Annotated in this window: 17 protein-coding genes; 7 read left to right on the top strand and 10 right to left on the bottom strand. The window is 72.0% G+C overall.

The annotated features are described in order from the left end of the window. Positions 1-35 precede the first annotated feature (35 nt). Positions 36-512, top strand: a complete 477-nt coding sequence (locus tag IEY17_RS02425; RefSeq protein WP_188984894.1) for a CAP domain-containing protein — start codon at positions 36-38, stop codon at positions 510-512. A 65-nt stretch (positions 513-577) separates the two neighbouring features. Here IEY17_RS02425 and IEY17_RS02420 read toward each other — a convergent pair whose 3' ends face one another. From IEY17_RS02420 to IEY17_RS02390, 7 genes are all read right to left on the bottom strand, one after another. Further along, a complete protein-coding gene (locus IEY17_RS02420; RefSeq protein ID WP_188984892.1) occupies positions 578-1750 on the bottom strand; it encodes an ABC transporter ATP-binding protein in 1173 nt (390 codons plus the stop codon). A 5-nt stretch (positions 1751-1755) separates the two neighbouring features. Next, positions 1756-2601, bottom strand: a complete 846-nt coding sequence (locus IEY17_RS02415; RefSeq protein WP_188984890.1) for a carbohydrate ABC transporter permease — start codon at positions 2599-2601, stop codon at positions 1756-1758. Then, complete coding sequence (locus IEY17_RS02410; protein WP_188984888.1) at positions 2601-3524, bottom strand: carbohydrate ABC transporter permease; 924 nt, start codon at positions 3522-3524, stop codon at positions 2601-2603. The genes IEY17_RS02415 and IEY17_RS02410 overlap by 1 nt, the downstream gene beginning before the upstream one ends. After that, the gene (locus IEY17_RS02405; RefSeq protein ID WP_373289829.1) at positions 3524-4780 is read right to left on the bottom strand and encodes an ABC transporter substrate-binding protein; all 1257 of its coding nucleotides are present in this window, start codon (positions 4778-4780) and stop codon (positions 3524-3526) included. Before IEY17_RS02405 ends, IEY17_RS02410 begins: the two co-directional genes overlap by 1 nt. A 276-nt stretch (positions 4781-5056) precedes the next feature. Then, positions 5057-5581: a YflT domain-containing protein gene (locus IEY17_RS02400; RefSeq protein WP_188984886.1), complete on the bottom strand. Its 525-nt coding sequence runs from the start codon at positions 5579-5581 to the stop codon at positions 5057-5059. Positions 5582-5687: 106 nt separating this feature from the next. Further along, entirely contained in the window at positions 5688-9215 is a 3528-nt protein-coding gene (locus IEY17_RS02395) for a patatin-like protein (protein WP_188984884.1), read from the bottom strand. Between the two features lie 142 nt (positions 9216-9357). Next, on the bottom strand, positions 9358-10314 hold the full coding sequence (locus IEY17_RS02390; RefSeq protein ID WP_188984881.1) for an HpcH/HpaI aldolase/citrate lyase family protein: 957 nt from the start codon (positions 10312-10314) through the stop codon (positions 9358-9360). Positions 10315-10443: 129 nt separating this feature from the next. Between IEY17_RS02390 and IEY17_RS02385 the strand changes: the two genes are divergently transcribed. Both IEY17_RS02385 and IEY17_RS02380 read left to right on the top strand, forming a co-directional pair. Next, positions 10444-11742, top strand: coding sequence for a magnesium transporter MgtE N-terminal domain-containing protein (locus IEY17_RS02385; RefSeq protein ID WP_188984879.1), 1299 nt, complete (start codon positions 10444-10446; stop codon positions 11740-11742). 2 nt (positions 11743-11744) lie between these two features. Continuing rightward, a complete protein-coding gene (locus IEY17_RS02380) occupies positions 11745-12272 on the top strand; it encodes a DUF1003 domain-containing protein (RefSeq protein WP_188984877.1) in 528 nt (175 codons plus the stop codon). 30 nt (positions 12273-12302) lie between these two features. On the opposite strand, the gene IEY17_RS02375 is transcribed toward IEY17_RS02380, so the two are convergent. After that, positions 12303-12734, bottom strand: a complete 432-nt coding sequence (locus IEY17_RS02375) for an NUDIX hydrolase (protein WP_229679764.1) — start codon at positions 12732-12734, stop codon at positions 12303-12305. Next, positions 12721-13209 (bottom strand): MarR family winged helix-turn-helix transcriptional regulator, encoded by a 489-nt coding sequence (locus IEY17_RS02370; RefSeq protein ID WP_188984873.1) that lies wholly within the window; start codon positions 13207-13209, stop codon positions 12721-12723. The genes IEY17_RS02375 and IEY17_RS02370 overlap by 14 nt, the downstream gene beginning before the upstream one ends. Positions 13210-13438: 229 nt before the next feature. Between IEY17_RS02370 and IEY17_RS02365 the strand changes: the two genes are divergently transcribed. Then, positions 13439-14578, top strand: coding sequence for an Mrp/NBP35 family ATP-binding protein (locus IEY17_RS02365; RefSeq protein ID WP_188984872.1), 1140 nt, complete (start codon positions 13439-13441; stop codon positions 14576-14578). A 135-nt stretch (positions 14579-14713) separates the two neighbouring features. On the opposite strand, the gene IEY17_RS02360 is transcribed toward IEY17_RS02365, so the two are convergent. Beyond that, on the bottom strand, positions 14714-15307 hold the full coding sequence (locus tag IEY17_RS02360) for an O-methyltransferase (protein ID WP_188984870.1): 594 nt from the start codon (positions 15305-15307) through the stop codon (positions 14714-14716). 303 nt (positions 15308-15610) lie between these two features. Between IEY17_RS02360 and sigE the strand changes: the two genes are divergently transcribed. From sigE to IEY17_RS02345, 3 genes are all read left to right on the top strand, one after another. Then, positions 15611-16192 carry an RNA polymerase sigma factor SigE gene (gene sigE, locus IEY17_RS02355; RefSeq protein ID WP_188985344.1) on the top strand — a complete coding sequence of 194 codons (582 nt, stop codon included), beginning with the start codon at positions 15611-15613 and terminating at the stop codon, positions 16190-16192. A gap of 3 nt (positions 16193-16195) precedes the next feature. Further along, positions 16196-16918 (top strand): zf-HC2 domain-containing protein, encoded by a 723-nt coding sequence (locus tag IEY17_RS02350; protein ID WP_188984868.1) that lies wholly within the window; start codon positions 16196-16198, stop codon positions 16916-16918. Positions 16919-17107: 189 nt separating this feature from the next. Next, positions 17108-18778: a S1C family serine protease gene (locus tag IEY17_RS02345; protein ID WP_229679762.1), complete on the top strand. Its 1671-nt coding sequence runs from the start codon at positions 17108-17110 to the stop codon at positions 18776-18778. The last annotated feature ends 34 nt before the right edge of the window (positions 18779-18812 follow it).

Here is an 18812-nt window from a genome sequence, read left to right as displayed (position 1 = left end):
TGAGCCCGACCGTCGGACGCGGGGAGGTTACGCCGATGTCGCTGCCAGGACGGGTACTGGGCGGGACGGTCGTCCCGCTGGTGGCTCTGCTGGGTTCCGCGCCGCCGCTGGCGGCGGTGCCGAGAACGCCAGAGCAGCAGATCCTCGAACTCACCAACGCCGCGCGCACCGAGGCCGGGTGCCCGCGGCTGCGCCTGAACGCCACGCTGGGGCGGGTCGCCGCCGAGCACAGCGCGGACATGGCGCACCGCAACTACTTCGCGCACGTCGACAGCGGCGGACGCGACCCGGTGGAACGGGCGCGCTCCGCCGGCTACCCGAGCACCGCGGTCGGCGAGAACATCGCGGCGGGCGAGAAAACCGCGCACGCGACGTTCCGACGCTGGATGCGCAGCGCGCCGCACCGCAACAACATCCTCAACTGCAGGTTCACCGAACTCGGTGCGGGCCACGCCGAGAACGGGGAAAGCGAGTACGGCCACTACTGGACCCAGGAGCTCGGCACCCGCTGATTCCCGTATCAGGGAACGGGCGCAGGGCGTCCCCGACCGTCGGAGCCGCCCTGCGCCCGTCTGGGTCAGGTGAGGGTCTTGCCGGTGGTCGGGTCGAACAGGTGGATCTTGTCCGGGTCGAACCAGACGGTCAGCTGCTCGCTTTCGCGGGCCGCGGACTCCACCGACAGCCGGGTGACCACCTGGCCCTCGTCGGTGGGCACCTCGGCCCGGCCGCTGTCGGCCGCCAGCTCCTCCAGCTCCGCCGTGCTCGCCCGACCGCCGTGGAGGGTGAAGTAGACGTACTTGTCGGAGCCCATCTCCTCCACCACGTCCACCTCACCGGTGAACGTGGCGCCGCTGTCGCGGACCGTCTCGTCCAGCAGCGCCGCGTCCTCGAAGTGCTCGGGGCGGATGCCCAGCACCAGTTCCCGCGGGGCGTCCGCGGACTCCAGGCAGCGGCGGACGCGGTCGCTCAGCGGCACGTCGCCCAGCGCGCTGCGCAGCGTGCCCTCGGCCACCTCGACCGGCACGAAGTTCATCGCCGGCGAGCCGATGAAACCGGCCACGAACAGATTCGCCGGGTGCTCGTAGAGGTGCTGCGGCGCGCCGACCTGCTGCACCACGCCGCCGCGCAGCACCACCACGCGGTCGCCGAGGGTCATCGCCTCGGTCTGGTCGTGCGTGACGTAGACCGTGGTGGTGCCCAGCCGCTTCTGCAGCTTCGACACCGAGGTCCGCATCTGCACCCGCAGCTTGGCATCCAAATTGGACAGCGGCTCGTCCATCAGGAACGCCTTGGGGTTGCGCACGATCGCGCGCCCCATCGCCACCCGCTGCCGCTGTCCGCCGGAGAGGTTCGCCGGCTTGCGGTCCAGGTGCTGGCTCAGGTCGAGGATCTTGGCGGCCTCCTCGACCTTCTGCTTGACCGTCGTCGAATCGACCTTGGCCAACCGCAGCGGGAACGCCATGTTCTCGAACACCGTCATGTGCGGGTACAGCGCGTAGGACTGGAACACCATCGCGATGTCGCGGTCCTTGGGGGCGCGCTCGTTCATCCGCTCCCCGCCGATGCGCAGCTCGCCGGAACTGATGTCCTCCAGTCCGGCGATCATGTTCAGCGTGGTGGACTTGCCGCAGCCGGAGGGGCCGACCAGGATCACGAACTCGCCGTCCGCGATCTCCAGATTCACCTCGTTGACCGCCAGCGCCCCGTCCGGGTAGCGCTTGGTCACCTTGTCCAGCACGATCTCGGCCACTTCGGTTACCCCTTCACTGCGCCGGAGGTCAGTCCGGACACGATGCGACGCTGGAAGAACAGCACGAACACGATGATCGGCACGGTGATCACCACCGCGGCCGCGGAGATCGACCCCGTCGGGTCCTCGAACTGCGAGTCACCGGTGAAGAACTGCAGGGCCACCGGCACGGTGCGCGAGTTCTCGGTCGAGGTCAGCGAGATCGCGAACAGGAAGTCGTTCCAGCAGAAGATGAACACCAGGATGGCGGTGGTGAACACGCCCGGCGCCGCCAGCGGCGCGATCACCTTGGCGAACGCCTGCCCCGGGGTGGCGCCGTCCATCTTGGCCGCCTTCTCCAGCTCCCACGGGATCTCCCGGAAGAACGCCGACAGCGTGTAGATCGCCAGCGGCAGGGAGAAGGTGATGTACGGCAGGATCAGCCCCGGCCAGGTGTCGAACAGGCCCAGCGAGCGCTCCATCTCGAACAGCGGGGACACCAACGACACCTGCGGGAACATCGCGATCAGCAGGGACGCCCCGACCAGCAGCCGCTTGCCGGGGAACTCCAGCCGGGCGATCGCGTAGGCGGCCATGGTGCCCAGCACCACGGCGATCGCGGTGGCGATCAGCGCGATGCCGATCGAGTTCAGCAGCGCGCGGGTGAACTCGGTGGTGCTGAAGATCGCCGCGTAGTTCTCCAGGGTCCACTCGCGCGGGATGAGGTTGCCGTCGGCGAGCGTGTCCGGGGTCTTGAACGACAGCGACAGGATCCACAGCACCGGCAGCAGCGCGTACCCGACGACGATGATGTCCAGCACCGCCCACCTGGCTTTCCGCGCGGGGGTCACCGCCCCGCCCACGCCGGCCATCAGCGCCTCCCCTTGTTGTCGCTACCCGGGGCGGCCGCGCCGAAGAGCTTGACGAAGATCCACGCGATGAGCGCGACCGCGACGAAGATCAGCACCGACATGGTCGAGCCGATGCCCAGGTTCAGTCCCTTGATGAGGTTGTTGTAGGCGAGCACCGACACCGATGAGGTGTCCTGCGCGCCGGAGGTGAGCACCACGATGTTGTCGAAGATGCGGAACGCGTCGAGGGTGCGGAACAGCAGGGCGACCAGGATGGCCGGCTTCATCACCGGCAGCATCACCTTGACGAACCGCTGCCACGCCCCGGCGCCGTCCATCGCCGCTGCCCTGAGCAGGTCGTCGGGCACCAGAGCCAGGCCGGCCATCAGCAGCAGCGCCATGAACGGCGTGGTCTTCCAGATCTCGGCGAGGATGACGATGGCCAGCGAGCTGGCGTGCTCGGTCAGCGGTGCGCCGTCGGGCGTGATCGCGTTGGCCAGGTAACCGGTGTCCGGGGTCCAGGCGAAGCGCCAGCTGAACGCCGCGACGACGGTGACGATGCCGTACGGGATCAGGCTGACCGTGCGGACCAGTCCGCGACCGACCAGCGCCCGGTGCATGATCAGCGCCAGGCCCATGCCGAGGACGAACTCGATGGCCACCGACACCACGGTGACCAGCACGGTGACCCAGAACGCGGTCCACCAGTAGCCGTTGGTCAGCACGGTGACGTAGTTGTCCAGCCCGATGAACTCGCGCTGGTCGGGGTACTTCAGGTCGAAACGCTGGAACGACAGCCACAGCGCGTAGAGGATCGGCCAGCCCGTGACGGCCAGCATCACCAGGGCCGCGGGCGCGCACAGCAGCCAGCCGAGCCTGCGTTCGGCCTTCTTGCCCTCGCTGATCGCCTTCGCCACCGGCAGGGCTTCCTTCGTCGCGACCATCAGGGCATCACTCCCTTGGAGTCCAGGGCGTTCTGCACTTCGGTGCGCATCCGCTCGGCCGTGGCCGGCGGATCGATCGCCGCGATGGGGGCAAGCATGTTCGACAGCACGGTCGAGACGTTCTGCGCGGCCGGCGTCACCGGTCGCACCCCGGGGTCCTTCAACGCCTCCAGGATGGTGTCCCGCATCGGGTACTCCTCGGCCATGGCCGGGTCGGCGTACACCGACTCGATGCTGGGCGGCACACCGTCGTTGATCGCGGAGAACTTCTGGCTTTCGGCGTTGCGGAGGCACTTCGCCGCGGCGAATGCGAGGTCGGGCTTGGTGGAGTAGCTGCTGACCGCGAGGTTGTAGCCGCCGATGGTCGACTTGCTCGGCACCCCCGGCCGGATCCCCGGCAGCCGCGCCCAGCCGACGTTGCGGGCCAGCTCCGGCGTGTTCTCCTGCATCGACGCGTAGACGAACGGCCAGTTCAGCTCGAAGGCCGACTGCCCGGTCTCGAACTCCATCCGGGCGTCGTCCTCCTTGGCGTTGTTCATCGACGCGCTCGTGACGCCCGCGGTGCCGAGCTTGCGCAGCGCCTCCAGCGCCTGCACGGCGCCCTCGTCGACGACCGCGCGGTGGCCGTCCTCGGAGACGATCTGCCCGCCCGCGGACTCGACCAGCGTGTTGAAGTGCACGTACAGGCCCTCGTACTGCGCGCCGGTGAGCGAGATCCAGTGCGGCTTGCCCTCCTGCTTGAGGCGCTGGGCCGTCGAGATCATCTCGTCCCACGTCTGCGGCGGCTCGGGCACCAGGTCCTTGCGGTACCACAGCAGCTGCACGTTGGTGTTCTTGGGCGCCGCGTAGAGCCTGCCCTGCCACGTGGCCGTCTCGAGCGGGCCGCGCAGCGTGCCGTTCTCCACTTCGGCCTTGTCCGCGCCGGTCCACTCCCGGATCCAGTGGGCCTCCGCGAATTCACCCGTCCAGGTGACGTCCAGGCCGAGGATGTCCATGCCCTCGTCCCCGGCGGCCAGACGGCGCACCATCTGCTCGCGCTGCCCGTCGGCGTCACGGGGCAGCTTGTTGTACACGATGTGGTACCGCCCACCCGATTCGGCGTTGCAGCGGTCGACGACCTTCTGCAGGTTCTCCTCGGGCGCGTAGTACAGGTTCACGGTGTTGCCACCGGAGGCTGGTGCGCAGGCGGTCAATGCGGACGCGCACGCCAGCGAGGCGCTCAGCACTGCCGCGCGACGACTGCGGCGAACTCTCACGATCCGTCCTCCCGAGTGATGGTCGCAGGCGCGACCAACCACTGGGGTGTCCAGCTTCGGCGCCTGCCACCACCGGCGGTGAGCCGGTGCTGGCAAGTTAGGCTTCTGGATCAGTTAAGGCAAGGGCGCCGGTCGGCTTGTTGCCAACCCGTGAACGTCGGTGAACAGCCACATCAACGGATTGCGCCAAAGGCCACGAGGCACTGCGAAGATCGTCGCAACACCCCCTCCCACGCCCCCGCTGGCACCGAACCCGGGCACCGCGGACGGGGCGGGTCACTGGGGTGTCGACGGGGGGCGCATGGCCAGTTTGGCGAGGAGATCCCTGCCCTGTTCGGCGTGGCGGGGTTGGGCCAGCACGTCGTAGCGGCCCGCGACCAGTTGGCTGGCCGAGGAGAAGTCGCGGCGGCCGCGGGTGGAGGCGTAGCCGACCGCGGCGAACACCAGGCCGAACACGATGCCGGTGCCCAGGCCGACCAGCACCGGGCCGAGCCAGCTGCCCTGCGGGGTGAACATGCCCAGGATCAGGCCGACGAACAGGCCGAACCACGCCCCGGAGGCCGCGCCCCCGCCGAGCACGCGCCCCCAGGTGAGCCGACCGGTGACCCGCTCGACGAGCATCAGGTCGACGCCGACGATGGTCACCTCCTGGACCGGGAAGTCGCTGTCCGCGAGGTGGTCGACGGCGCGCTGCGCCTCCTCGTACGTGCTGTAGGAGCCGATCGGCCAGCCGCTCGGCGGCGTGGGCAGGTTGGGTGTGCCCGGCGTCGACCGGCCGGAGCCGGTGAACGGATTGGACACCGCTGACACCTCCAGTGGACTTCGCTGCCATGACGGGACCGGCCGGACCGGAAGAGCCCGATTCCTGCGTGGATGTCCCTTCTGTACTCAGGCTACCCCGCTGGGGTCACCCGGAGATCATCTCGGTCGGCGGCGGCGTTCGCCTCCGCGCGGCCGCCACCCGGCGGCCGCCGCCGCGGGAGGTCGCAGCCCGCACGGGGCGCGGCGGGAGGACGTCGACCATGCCCAGCAGGACCATGTGGGCGTAGGCCGACAGGACGACCGCCACGACGATCCAGCCTCCACCGGTCCAGGCGTTCGGCTCGAACGTCCACAGCACGCCGAGGAACACCAGCACCGTCAGGACCGCCGCGCCGATGCGGGCCGCCGGCCGGTACGCCACGGTCGCGAACCAGGTGAGCAGGCCCGCCGCCAGCGCCAGCCCGAGCGGGCCGAGCCGGAAACCGGTGCTGAGCAGCCAGAACTCGGCGGCGAGCAGCACGGCAGCGAGGAACACCGCGGGCAGCCAGCGCGCCAGCCCGCGCCCGAGGCGGTGCACCAACCGGCTGCTCGTCCAGACCGCGAACACCACGGTGCCCAGCACCGCCATCAGCATCCCGGGGCCGAAGGGCGTGCCCGAGAAGTCCGCCACCACCAGCCAGTCGTCGGGCGTGACGGACCAGCCAAAGTGGGTGACCGCGAACATCGTCGCCCCCTGCTCCGACTGCGGGCGCCACGGCGCCACCTCCTCGCTGATGTCCACATCGGTTTCCGGCGGCGGTGCGTGCGCCCCCCAGGACTGCGCGGACTCGTACTCGTCGCGCGACAGGATCTGCATGCCCGGCACCGACTCGCCCAGCCCGGTCGTTGTGAACATCACCGCGCTCGCCGCCAGGAAGCCCAGCAGCGCCGCCCGACGCGGTGCGGCCAGCGCGTACACGACCGCCAACAGCAGTGGTTTCACCAGCGTCATCACCCGGCGCTCCAGCCACGGCAGCACCCCGCGCCCCGACGGTCGCGCGGCGCGGAACCCCAGCAGACCGAAGCGCGTCGCCATCGACAGCGCCCGTCGCTCGCCGAGGTCGGCGAACCGCTGCCGGCCGACGTCGTAGCGCTCGACCTGCCGGGTCAGTTCCGTCGGGTCGGGCACCGGCGGGTGGCCGCCACCCTGCTGGTCGGCGCCGGTGGCCACGGTCCCGACGAACGGGACCTCCGTCGCCGCGATCGTCCACTGCAGACGCTCGGTGAGCACCGCCCGGGTCTCCACCAGCGGGTGCTCGTCCTCGGGCCGGGCGAACAGCGCGTCCAGCTCGGCGCGCACCTCCCCCGCGTGCCGCGCCCAGACCTCGGCCAGGAAGCCGCGCCACTGCTTGGCCCGCGCCTCGTCGAGCTCGCCCAGCTCGGCGGCCGTGGGGCGGCTGACGAGCGCCTGCAGCAGGTCGCCCAGCTGCTCGGAACTGGCGTGCCGCCGCACCAGCCGGGCGGGGTCGGTGAGCAGCCGCACCAGCCCGGCCGCGGCGTCCAACCGGCCCCACATCCAGTCGTTGGCCCGCCACCGGGCAGACAGGAACGCGCCGAAGTTGCCCAGGTCCAGGCCGCGGATCTTGTCGGCGATGCGCAGCGGAGCGTCCGCGCCGCGACGCAGCGCGGCGAACGGCAGCGGGCTCTGCTCGTCGCTGACCACCCGCAGCAGGTTGATCCGGGTGCCCGGCACCCGCCCGACGTCCAGCGGCGCGGTCAGCACCACCAGGTGCCGCAGCACGTCGGCCCGCCGGTCGGTGCGCTCCAGCAGCGCGTAGCCGACCTGCTGCGGCTCGTCGAGGCGCTCGCGGGGCGGCGCCAGCGCGGCGAGCCGGTCCGCGACCCGGTGCAGCACCGCGCGTGCCTCGGCGACCGCGTCCACGCCGACGGCGTCCGGCACCGCGTCCGCCCCGGACGACTCCACTATGGACAGCAGCTCGGCGGCGAACTCCGCCAGCTCGTGCTGGAACCGCTCGCCGTCCTCCACCGCCCGCAGCACGGCACCCAGCAGTGGCCGCACCGGCGAGGGCAGGTGGTGCTGCAGGCGCGTCCGGCGGACGAGCACCCGCTGCACCCACTCGTCGAGCTCGGCGACCTCGACGATCGGCTCCAGCCTCGCCCCGTTGATCCAGTACCGGTCGGCGTGCCCCTCCAGCACCTCGGCGAAGGTCCGCAGCCGGTACAGCACCGACTTGCAGCGGCCGATCTCCCGGCTCTCGGGCGCCCAGCGCTCGATGTCCCAGGCCCAACCGAGGCATTCCTGCACGGCGGTCAGCAGCGCCCGCGCGTCGTCGAACACCCGGCCGGTGGCCTCCCGGCCGAGTCCGGCCGACAACCGCTGCGCAAGCTGCGTGCGCGCCTGCGCCGACCAGTCCGCCAGCGGATCGCCCACCACCGGCGGCAGCAGCCGTCCGTCCTCGCTACCCGCCGGCTCGGTGAGCAGCCGGTGCACCGCCTGGGCGTCGAGCTCCGCTCGGACCACCGCGTGATCGGGTTCCACCGCCGCAGCCTGCCGGGCCAGCGCCGCCTCGCGCTCCTCGTCCGGCACGGCGTGCAGCGGGGCGAACAGGGCCCGGCGGCGCAGCGCGGTCCGCTCCACGACGCGGTTGTGCAGGTCCAGCGCGTCAAGGTCGGCGAGCAGCGACTCCTGCATGAACCGCGCCTTCAGCGCGGTGATGGTCACCGGCACCGCGCGCCCCGGCCTACGGCGCTGGCTGTGCGAGACGACGGGGTCGGGATTGAGGTACAGCAGCCAGCGCTGCGTCGGGCGGTCCGCCGGGGCCGCCGAGATCGACCGGATCGCCGCGGTCACCGGGATGTTGTCCAGCACGCCGCCGTCGATCACCCGGAACGGCGGCAGCTGCGGCGACGCGGCGGTCTCGGAGAACAGCCCCACCATGTTCGGCTCGCCCGGCGGCGGGTCCCCGAGCGAGGAGCGGACCTGCGCCGGTTCGAAGGCGAACGGGAACGACGAGGTCGAGCGGGCCGCGTGCGCGAGCCGCAGCACGGTGTCGGCGAACTGCTCACCGGCGCCGAAGTCCGACAGCGGGTCCCCGGCCACACCCTGGTGCCGGAACCGGAACGAGGCGTTGCGCCGCTCCTGCAGCATCGGCCCGTACCGGCCGTCGAAGTGCCGCTCCACGATCGGGTCCAGCAGGGTCGCGGTCAGCAGCAGGTCCGCGCGGTTGCCGGGGTGTTCGGCCGAACCGGGCGTGTTGGCGGTGATCACGTCCACCAGCTGGCTGCGGAAGTACCGGTCGCCCTCCAGCAGCGAAGGCGGGCTGGGCTGCCAGAACTTCGGCACCGGGCGGGCCATCGCCTCCAGGTCGCCCAGCTGCACCCACACGCGGCGCATCCGGTCGAAGGGCATGCCGTAGACCAGCGTCGCCGACAGCAGCGTGGCGTTCAGGCCACCGGCCGACGCACCGGCCAGCACGTCGACGGCGACGGAGTCGTACCCGGCCAGCTTCGCCAGCGCCGCCCACGGGTGCTCGGCGCCGGCCGCGACGGCCTCGCGCAGCCGGTTGACCTCGGCGACCGCACCGCCGATCCACACCGCCATGCTCGCGCCGCCGCGCATCGCCAGCGCCAAGCGCAGTTCCTGCTCGTTCTCCGCCCCTGCCGCGGTGGCCACCTGGAAAGCCCGCCCCTCACGGTCAACACCTGCCGATCATCGGCGAACCTACCGCGCGGGCGCCGACGCGTGAGCGGCAACGGCGGTTGTTCCGCCCAATGCAGCAAGGCATGCGCGGACCGCCCAGGCGCACCTTCATGCGTCAGTCCTCCGGCGGGGTCCAGCGGTCGGTGCGGCGCATGCCCGCAGCGCGGCCCTTGCCCGCGATCACCAGCGCCATCTTGCGGGACGCCTCGTCGATCATCTCGTCGCCGAGCATCGCGGCGCCGCGTTTGCCCCCGGCCGCCGAGGTGTACCACGCGTAGGCGTCCAGGATGTTCTCGGCGTGGTCGTAGTCCTCCTGGCGCGGCGAGAACAGCTCGTTGACCGCCTCCACCTGCGCCGGGTGCAGCACCCACTTGCCATCGAAGCCCAGCGCCGCGGTGCGGCCGCCGACCCGGCGCAGCCCCTCGACGTCCCTGATCTGCAGGTACGGCCCGTCGATGGCCTGCACCCCGGCCGCCCGCGCCGCGGTGAGGATGCGCATCAGCACGTAGTGGTAGGCATCGCCCACGTCGTAGCCCGGGGGCTGGTGGCCGACCACCAGCGACCGCATGTTGATCGAGGCCATGAAGTCGGCGGGGCCGTACACCAACGCCGCCACCCGCGGCGAGGCGGTGGCGATGGCGTCGATGTCGACCAGGCCGCGGGCGTCCTCGATCTGCGGTTCGATGCCGATCCGGCCGACCTCCAGGCCCACCGCCCGCTCGATCTGGGTCAGCGTCAGGTCCAGCCAGCGCACGTGATCGGGGCTGCTGACCTTGGGCAGGATGATGGTGTCGAGTTCGGCGCCCGCACCCTCCACGACGGTCACCACGTCCCGGTAGGTCCACTCGGTGTCCAGCGCGTTGACCCGCACCGAGCGGATCTTGCCGTCCCAGCCGCCCTCGTTGAGCGCGCCGACGATCCGTTCCCGCGCCTCGGCCTTGGCCAGCGGCGCCACCGCGTCCTCCAGGTCCAGGAAGAACTGGTCGACGGCCAGCCCACGGGCCTTGTCGATCATCTTCGCGCTGGAACCGGGCACCGCCAGGCAGCTGCGCCGGGCACTCCGACCGTCCACGTTGTCCTCCTCCGGTGGGCTGGGCTGCTGCGTGTCTACCACGGTCGCGCGCACCGCCGAAGTCGCGAGTGCGCGGCGGCACAGCCGTTCGAGCGGCGGCGCGCGGCCGGAGTCCTTAGCCTCATCGACGTGGCAGCGGCGACCAGGGTCTTCGCGGCCCGGATGGCCGGTCTGGCGGTGTTCGGGCCGGACGGCGAGTCCATCGGCCGAGTGCGCGACGTGGTGTCCGCGCTCAGCATCCGGCGGCAGCCGCCGCGCGTGCTCGGTCTCGTCGTCGAGCTGCCCACCCGGCGACGGATCTTCGTGCCGATGCTGCGCGTCACCCGCATCGAGCCGAGCGCGGTGACGCTGGCGACGGGGTCGGTGAACCTGCGGCGCTTCCACCAGCGCCCCAACGAACTGCTGGTGCTCGGGCAACTGCTGGACGCCCGGGTCACCATCGACGCGACCGGCGCGCCCGCGGACCTGGTGGACGTCGCCATGGAGCAGATGCGCACCCGCGACTGGCAGCTGACCAAGCTCGCCGTCCGCGAGCGCACCGGCCGGCTCGGCCGCCGCGGCCCCACCCAGGTGCTGGACTGGGACCAGGTCAGCGGGCTCGGTTTCGCTGAGGTCACCGGGCGGCCGCAGGGCGTGCAGCAGCTGCTGGCCCTGTTCGACACCATGCGCGCCGTGGACGTCGCCAGCGCGCTGCACGAGCTGCCGACCAAGCGCCGCTACGAGGTCGCCGAGGCGCTGGACGACGAGCGGCTGGCCGACGTCGTCGAAGAGCTGCCCGAGGACGACCAGAAGGACCTGCTGGCGTACCTGGACGACGAGCGGGCGGCCGACGTGCTGGAGGCGATGAATCCCGACGACGCCGCCGACCTGCTCGCCGAGCTGTCCGAAGTGGACAAGGACCGGCTGCTCGGCCTGATGGCCCCGGAGGAGTCGGCGCCGGTCAGGCGGCTGCTGGCGTACTCCTTCGACACCGCGGGCGGGCTGATGACCCCGGAGCCGGTCGTGGTGGGGCCGGACGCGACGATCGCCGAGGCGCTGGCCGTGGTGCGCAACCCGGACCTGCCGGTGGCGCTGGCCAGCCTGGTGTTCGTCTGCCGCCCACCGTCGGCCACGCCGACCGGCCGCTACCTGGGCTGCGTGCACATCCAGCGGCTGCTCCGCGAACCACCGTCCACTTTGGTCGCCGGTGCGCTGGACACCGACCTGGCCAGCCTGCCGCCAACCGCGTCGCTCGCCGACGTCACGCGGTACTTCGCCGCCTACAACCTGGTGTGCGGGCCGGTGCTGGACGACGAGGAGCACCTCATCGGCGCGGTCACCGTCGACGACGTCCTCGACCACCTGCTACCGGAGGACTGGCGGGAAAGTGGCCTGCCCGAACCGGAGCCGGGGTCGCCGAACCAGCCGACGCACAGGGAGGCGCGCTGACCATGCCCGAGTTGCTGACCCGCCGCCGACTCGACCAGCCCCGGCCGCCGCACCGGTTCCGGCTCACCTTCGACCCGGAGCTGTTCGGGCAGCTCTCAGAGCGGATCGCCCGTTTCATCGGCACCGGCAAGTTCCTGTTCTGGATGACGGTCTTCGTGATCACCTGGATCGCGATAAACCTGTCCGCGGTGGGCCTGCAGTGGGACCCGTACCCGTTCATCCTGCTCAACCTGGCGTTCTCCACCCAGGCGTCCTACGCGGCCCCGCTGATCCTGCTGGCGCAGAACCGCCAGGACGACCGGGACCGGGTCTCGTTGGAGGAGGACCGGGCGCGCGCGGCGCAGACCAAGGCCGACACCGACTACCTGGCACGGGAACTGGCCGCGCTGCGCCTGGCGATCGGCGAGGTGGCCACCCGCGACTACCTGCGCGGCGAGCTGGATCGGCTCCGCGAGGAACTGTCCGGCCTGCGCAGCGCGGCCGGGAGGCGCCGCTCCCGGGCGGCCCGCACCCCCGACGACCAGGCGTGACGCCCGCGACGGGAACTGTCGTGCGGGCGGTCAGGCCGCGGTGAGGTCGGCGAAGAGCGCGACGATCGCCGGAGCCGTCACCTCGTGGGCCAGGTACTCGTCGCGGGTCAGCCAGGCCAGTTCGGCGATCTCCGCCGCAGGCCGCGGCTCGCCGTCCAGCTCGCCCGCGTAGCAGGCGAGCTCGACCCGCACCCCGTCGCCCTGGCCGACCGCGTCCGCCAGGTAGCGGCCCAGGAAGTCGGCACCACGCAGCCCCACGCCGAGCTCCTCCCGTACCTCCCGGTGCAGGGCCTCGACCTCGGTCTCACCAGGGTCGATCTTGCCGCCGGGCAGATAGAACGCGACCTGGTAGTCGGCGCGGACCAGCAGCAGCCGCCGGTCCACGTACCGCACCAGGCCCACCGCCCGGATCAGCCTGGGCGCGGGGGACGTCGAGTTGTGCACGTCCTCATGCTTGCGCACGGTGCCCCGGCGGGGACGGCACACCCCCGTCCGCCAACCGCTCGCAGGTGCGGATCAACGCCTCCAGCTCGCCGTTGGCCGCGGCCACGAAATACCGCGCGATTCCGTTGCGGTGCGTCGCCGCCGCCATCCGCCGCCGGCTTTCGCCGCGTTCGGTGATCACCGCCTGCACACCGCGCCCGTCGGAGTCCACCCGGACGCGCCGCACCAGCCCGAGCCGTTCCAGGCGGTCGACCAGGCGGGTCACCCCGGAACGGGACAGCAGGACAACGTCGGCCAGCTCGGTCATCCGGAGCCGCTGCCCCGGAGCCTCGGCCAGCGCTTCCAGCACGTCGTAGGCGGCCAGCGTGAGCCGCTGCTCGGCGATGAGGTCGCTCTCCAGGCAGCGCGTGACCCGGGCATGCGCGCGCAGGAAACTGCGGTACGCCAGCAGTTCGGTTCGAGTCGGTAATCGATGAAGAGCCGTTTCGGCCACGAGGACTGATATTACGGAACGCGTTCGGATGATTGCGCAGCGCCCCCATCGGTCACTGCGGTAACTCCCGCCACGGACCCGCCCCGCCGGGAACAACACTGGTCATCAGCACTGTTCGCGCTCGGCTACCGGTCCGTAGCATGGACTTGCCCACTCCGGTGGTGTGAGAGCCTTGGGCTGCGGGACCCACCCGCGCCCACCCCGTTCGCAACAGCAAGCCGAGGTAACCGTGACCAGTACGCAGTCCACGCCCACCGAGGACGCCGTCCGGCGGGCCCTCAGCAAGGTCGAGGACCCGGAGATCCGCCGACCGATCACCGAGCTGGACATGGTCAAAAGCGTGTCCGTCGGCGCCGACGGCGCCGTGGTGGTCGAGGTGTACCTGACGGTCCGCGGCTGCCCGATGCGGGAGACGATCGTGCAGCGGGTCACCGACGCCGTGTCGGCGGTGGAGGGCGTCAGCTCGGTGCGGGTCGAGCTGGACGTGATGAGCGACGAGCAGCGCACCGCGCTGCGCAAGAAGCTGCGCGGCAACGCCGAGGAACCGCGCATCCCCTTCGCCGAGCCGGGTTCGATGACCCGGGTGTACTGCGTGGCCTCCGGCAAGGGCGGCGTCGGCAAGTCCAGCGTCACCGTCAACCTGGCCGCGGCGATGGCGCAGCGGGGCCTGGCGGTCGGCGTCGTCGACGCCGACATCTACGGCCACTCGGTGCCGCGCATGCTGGGCGCGGGCGGCAAGCCCACCCAGGTCGAGAAGATGATCATGCCGCCGCAGTCGCACGGCGTGAAGGTGATCTCCATCGGCATGTTCACCCCGGGCAACACCCCGGTGGTCTGGCGCGGCCCCATGCTGCACCGGGCGCTGCAGCAGTTCCTGTCCGACGTGTTCTGGGGCGACCTGGACGTGCTGTTGCTGGACCTGCCGCCCGGCACCGGTGACGTCGCGCTGTCCACCGCCCAGCTGATCCCGAACGCGGAGCTGCTGGTGGTGACCACCCCGCAGCAGGCGGCGGCCGAGGTCGCCGAGCGCGCCGGAGCGATCGCCCTGCAGACCCGGCAGCGACTGGCGGGCGTGGTGGAGAACATGTCGTGGATGGAGCTGCCGGATGGCCAGCGGCTGGAGGTCTTCGGCTCCGGTGGCGGCCAGCTGGTGGCGGAGTCGCTGTCCCGCTCGATCGGCACCGAGGTGCCGCTGCTGGGGCAGGTGCCACTCGACCCGCGCCTGCGCGAGGCCGGCGACAACGGGACCCCGCTGGTGCTGGAGGCGCCCGACTCGCCCGCGGCGGTGGTGCTCAACGACATCGCCAAGCGACTGTCGACCCGGGCCCGCGGTCTCGCCGGGAAGCTCCTCTCCGTCTCCCCAGCCTGACCACGACGTCTCTCCACCCTGACCACGGTGCAGGGCACCCTCCCCCGGACTTCCGGCGGGAGGGGCTCCACATTTGTCTGAAATTGGAGCGCCTGCCCCGGGCTTCGTGGGGTGCCTGGGTGCGGATCGTGGGGGTCAGGCGCGCTTTGCGACCGCGAGGAGGCCCGGGCCGGTCGGCAGAGTCACCGGCACCAGGTTCTCGTCCGCCTGGATCGCGCGAACCAGCTCACGCAGGGCAAGCGCCATCGCGCTGCGGGCCCCCGGACTGGCCAGCTGCACCCCCGCGAACACGATCACGCCGCCGGGCCGCAGCAGGCGCACCCCCAGCTCCAGGTACCTCGGGTACTCCGTGGTGGCGATGCCCACCGAGATCAGGTCGTAGGCGCCCTCCGTCAGGCGCGGCAGCAGCTCGGTGGCCCGCCCCGCGATGAGCCGGGTCCGCCCGGTGGGCACCCCCGCCTCCCGCAGCACCGCACGGGCTGCCCGCTGGCTCACCGCGTCGGCGTCGATGGAGGTCAGCACCCCGTCCGGCACCATGCCCCGGAGCAACCACAACGCGCTCTCCCCCGAGCCGGTGCCGACCTCGACGACCGCTTTCGCGCACAGCGCCGCGGCGAGGAACCGCAGCACATGCAGCGGCGACGCCCCGGCCGGCGCGTGCTCAGTGTCGTTGCCGGGCACGCGGGGGCGCGAGTCGTCGCGACCCACGGGCCCGGCATCCACCGGCATCTCGGGTATCACAACGTGAAAGGCTATCGGCGCCGCGGCGCGGCGGGGACCGCGTTACCGACATCGTTAGAGGGCCGTTTCCGGAGGGCCGCCCGGTGCGAGCCAGCTCACGGCAGCTTCTCAGGCGGTTCTCAGACGCCTTTCATCGCTCCCTCACCAGGGAAGACGACAGTAGGAGCGTCAGAACCGACACCCATCGGCGTCTCATGCACGACGATCCCCGGGAACACCAGGGCCGGCGCGACCGTTGCACGTGATGACACCACACAGGAGGTGGCTTTTCGCCCGATGGCAACACAGCCGATGAGTGCGGCCCCCAGCGCCCAGCACACCACCGTCTCGCCCGCCGCCGCGGTAGAGGTCCCCTGGACCCCGCCGTCGTGGGACGAGGTGGTGCGGCAGCACGCCGACCGCGTGTACCGGCTGGCGTACCGGCTGACCGGCAACCAGCACGACGCCGAGGACCTGACCCAGGAGACGTTCATCCGGGTCTTCCGGTCGCTGGCATCGTACAAGCCGGGCACGTTCGAGGGGTGGCTGCACCGGATCACCACCAACCTGTTCCTGGACATGGCCCGCCGCAGGTCCCGCCTGCGGATGGAGGGCCTGCCCGAGGACACCGACCGGCTGCCCGGCGGTGGCCCGAGCCCTGAGCAGGTGTTCCACGACACCCACCTGGACCCCGATCTGCAGGCGGCGTTGGACAGGCTGCCGCCGGAGTTCCGCGCGGCCGTGGTGCTCTGCGACGTCGAGGGGCTCTCGTATGAGGAGATCGGCGCGACCTTGGGCGTGAAGCTGGGTACCGTGCGGAGCAGGATTCACCGCGGCCGGCAGATGCTGAAGGCCACCTTGGAAGCTCGACGCGAGCACGCCCGGGAGGAATGACGGATGACGGTTTTGCGTGGGTGGGGGCTTTCCGAGCAGCACCTCGCACTGGACGCGATCGTCGCCTTCGTGGACGGGGAGCTGAGCCCGAGCGCCCATGATCGCGCCGCCGCCCACCTGGCCCGCTGCCCCGCCTGCACCGCGGACGCCGCAGCCCAGCGGCAGGCCCGCGCGGCGGTGCGGGCGGCAGGGACGCCGTCGATCTCGCCGAAGTTGCTGCAGGCCCTGCGAGCCATCCCCACGCACGCCGAGCTGCCCAGCCAACCGGATGGCCTCGCACTCACCGAGGACGGCCAGCTGGTGACCGTCTCCCGGCCGGACCAGGCGAAGCGGTTCGGCGGCGGAGCCGTCCTCGGTTCCAGCACGCCGCTCGGCGGCCACCAGCAGCCCCTGGGGACGGCCTCCCCTTTTGCCAGTGACATCGCGCGCCCGCCCGCGCGCCGCGTGGGCCGCCGCACCAAACAGGGCGCCGGTGTCGTGTTCTCCGGCCTGGTGCTGGGCGCGCTGGCGCTGATGAACCTGCCGGTGGACGAGGACGGCAAGCCCGTCCCCGGGCCGGTCCCGCTGCCCGGCGGAGCGTTCCCCAACGCCGTGATCCCGGCTTCGGCGCGCGACACCCTGCCGCCCGAGCCGACAACGACCGCCCCGCCGACCTCGCTGGTCGCCGCCGTGCCGTCCCCGACCACCCCGGCCCCGACGACCTCGGCCGACGCCCCGCAGAACTGAGACTTCCGCGCAGGGGAGCGGGCCTCCCGACCACGGGGGCCCGCTCCTTTGCTGTCCACTCCCACACGGACTTCACCGCTGTCCGGGCAGAATGGGCGCACCGGCAGTGGGCCCAGGTGCCGGTGACGCGGGTGGCGCACCCGTGTGATCCACTCGACCACGAAAGTCCGACCGCATGCCCGGGGAGCGATGACCGACCAGCCAGGAACGCCCGCGCAGGGCCCGGATCCCGAAGGGCGCCGGGACGCGGGCCAGCCCAGTCCCGACGGACGGCCCTCCCGGCCGGTGCACCCGTGGCAGGGCGCAACCGCGACCACCCGCGGTGCGCCCACCGCACCGGGTCAGCCGGTGGGCGCCGCGCCGTCGCGTCCGGCGGACAACGGTCTCGGCCCGCACCGGCTCGCCCCCCGCCCGCTGCGACGTCCCGCCGTCCACCCCGAGCAGTCCGCGGTGTTCGGCCGCCCCCGCGGCGTGACCGGCAGTTTCGACCCGAACCGGCGCACCCTGCCGGTGCGCGGCATCGAGCAGGTCCCGCCGCCGCCCGAGGCGCTGAGCCAGGCGTTCAGCCGACCGCCGGACAACCGCGAACCGCTGCAGCGCGCGCCCGGCGAGACACCGATGACCCCGGAGCCGGCCGAGGAGCCGGTGCTGTGGAACTCCGGCGAGCGCGACCCGTGGCGCGACCCGGCGGCCGGCGCGGTGATCGGACCTCCCGCGCTGCCCGAGGAACAGCCCGACAAGACCGACGCGGAGCAGCCCGGACCGCTGCTGAGCGCCCGCGAGGTGCTGTTCGGCCGCCGGGTGCACCCGCGGGCGCTGGCCACGCTCGCCGCGGTCGCGCTGCTGATCGGGGTGGTCGGCGGTTTCCTCGGCCGGATCACCGCCGAGGAGGGCAACCCGCTGGTCAACCCGGACGTGACGCTCGCCGAGGTGGAGCCCGGGCTGGAGCGCCCGAAGGGCACCACGGCGGCCGTGGCGCAGCGCGTCGTCCCGGCCGTGGTGTCGGTCGAGGTCCGCGTCGGCGCGCAGGGCGGCAGCGGTTCCGGCGTGGTCATCGACGGCAACGGCTACGTGGTCACCAACAACCACGTGATCTCGATGGCCACGGACACCCCGAACGCGCAGATCGCGGCGGTGTTCCACGACGGCACCCGGGCCCCGGCGCGCATCGTCGGCCGCGACGTCAAGACCGACCTCGCGGTGCTCAAGGTCGAGGTGCGCAACCCCGTGGTGGCGCAGCTGGGCGACTCCGACAGCCTGGCCGTCGGCGACGAGGTGATCGCCATCGGCTCACCGCTGGGCCTGGCCGGCACCGTCACCACCGGCATCGTCAGCTCGGTGCACCGGCCGGTGCGGCTGGCCGGTGAGGGCACCGACACCAACGCGGTCATCGACGCGATCCAGACCGACGCCGCGATCAACCCCGGCAACTCCGGTGGCGCGCTGGTCGACGGCAACGGGGCCGTGGTGGGCATCAACAGCGCCATCCGCACCCTCGGCGCCGGCGGCGAGGGCGGCTCGATCGGCCTGGGCTTCGCGATCCCCATCGACGACGTGCGGCGCATCGCCCAGGAGCTCATCCGCACCGGGCACGTCCAGCACGCCAACCTCGGGGTCAACGCCAAGTCGGTGAGCGACGGGCTGGCCGACGGCGCCCAGGTGCAGAACGTGCAGGACGGCAGCGCCGCCGCGGCGGCCGGCATCGCCGAGGGCGACGTGATCATCCGGGTCGGTGAGCGCAAGGTGGGTAGCGCCGACGAGCTGATCGTGGCCGTCGACCGGCACCAGGTCGGCGAGCGGGTGCCGGTGACGGTGGTCCGGCAGGGCCGCGAGCTGGTGCTCGACGTGACGCTGACGTGACCCGCGCTGCCGAACGCGCGGCGAACTGTGGCTG

This window comes from Saccharopolyspora thermophila (assembly GCF_014646075.1).
GTDB lineage: Bacteria > Actinomycetota > Actinomycetes > Mycobacteriales > Pseudonocardiaceae > Saccharopolyspora > Saccharopolyspora thermophila.
The sequence above is the reverse complement of the archived record's forward strand: the minus strand, read 5'-3'. Positions and strand labels throughout refer to the sequence as shown.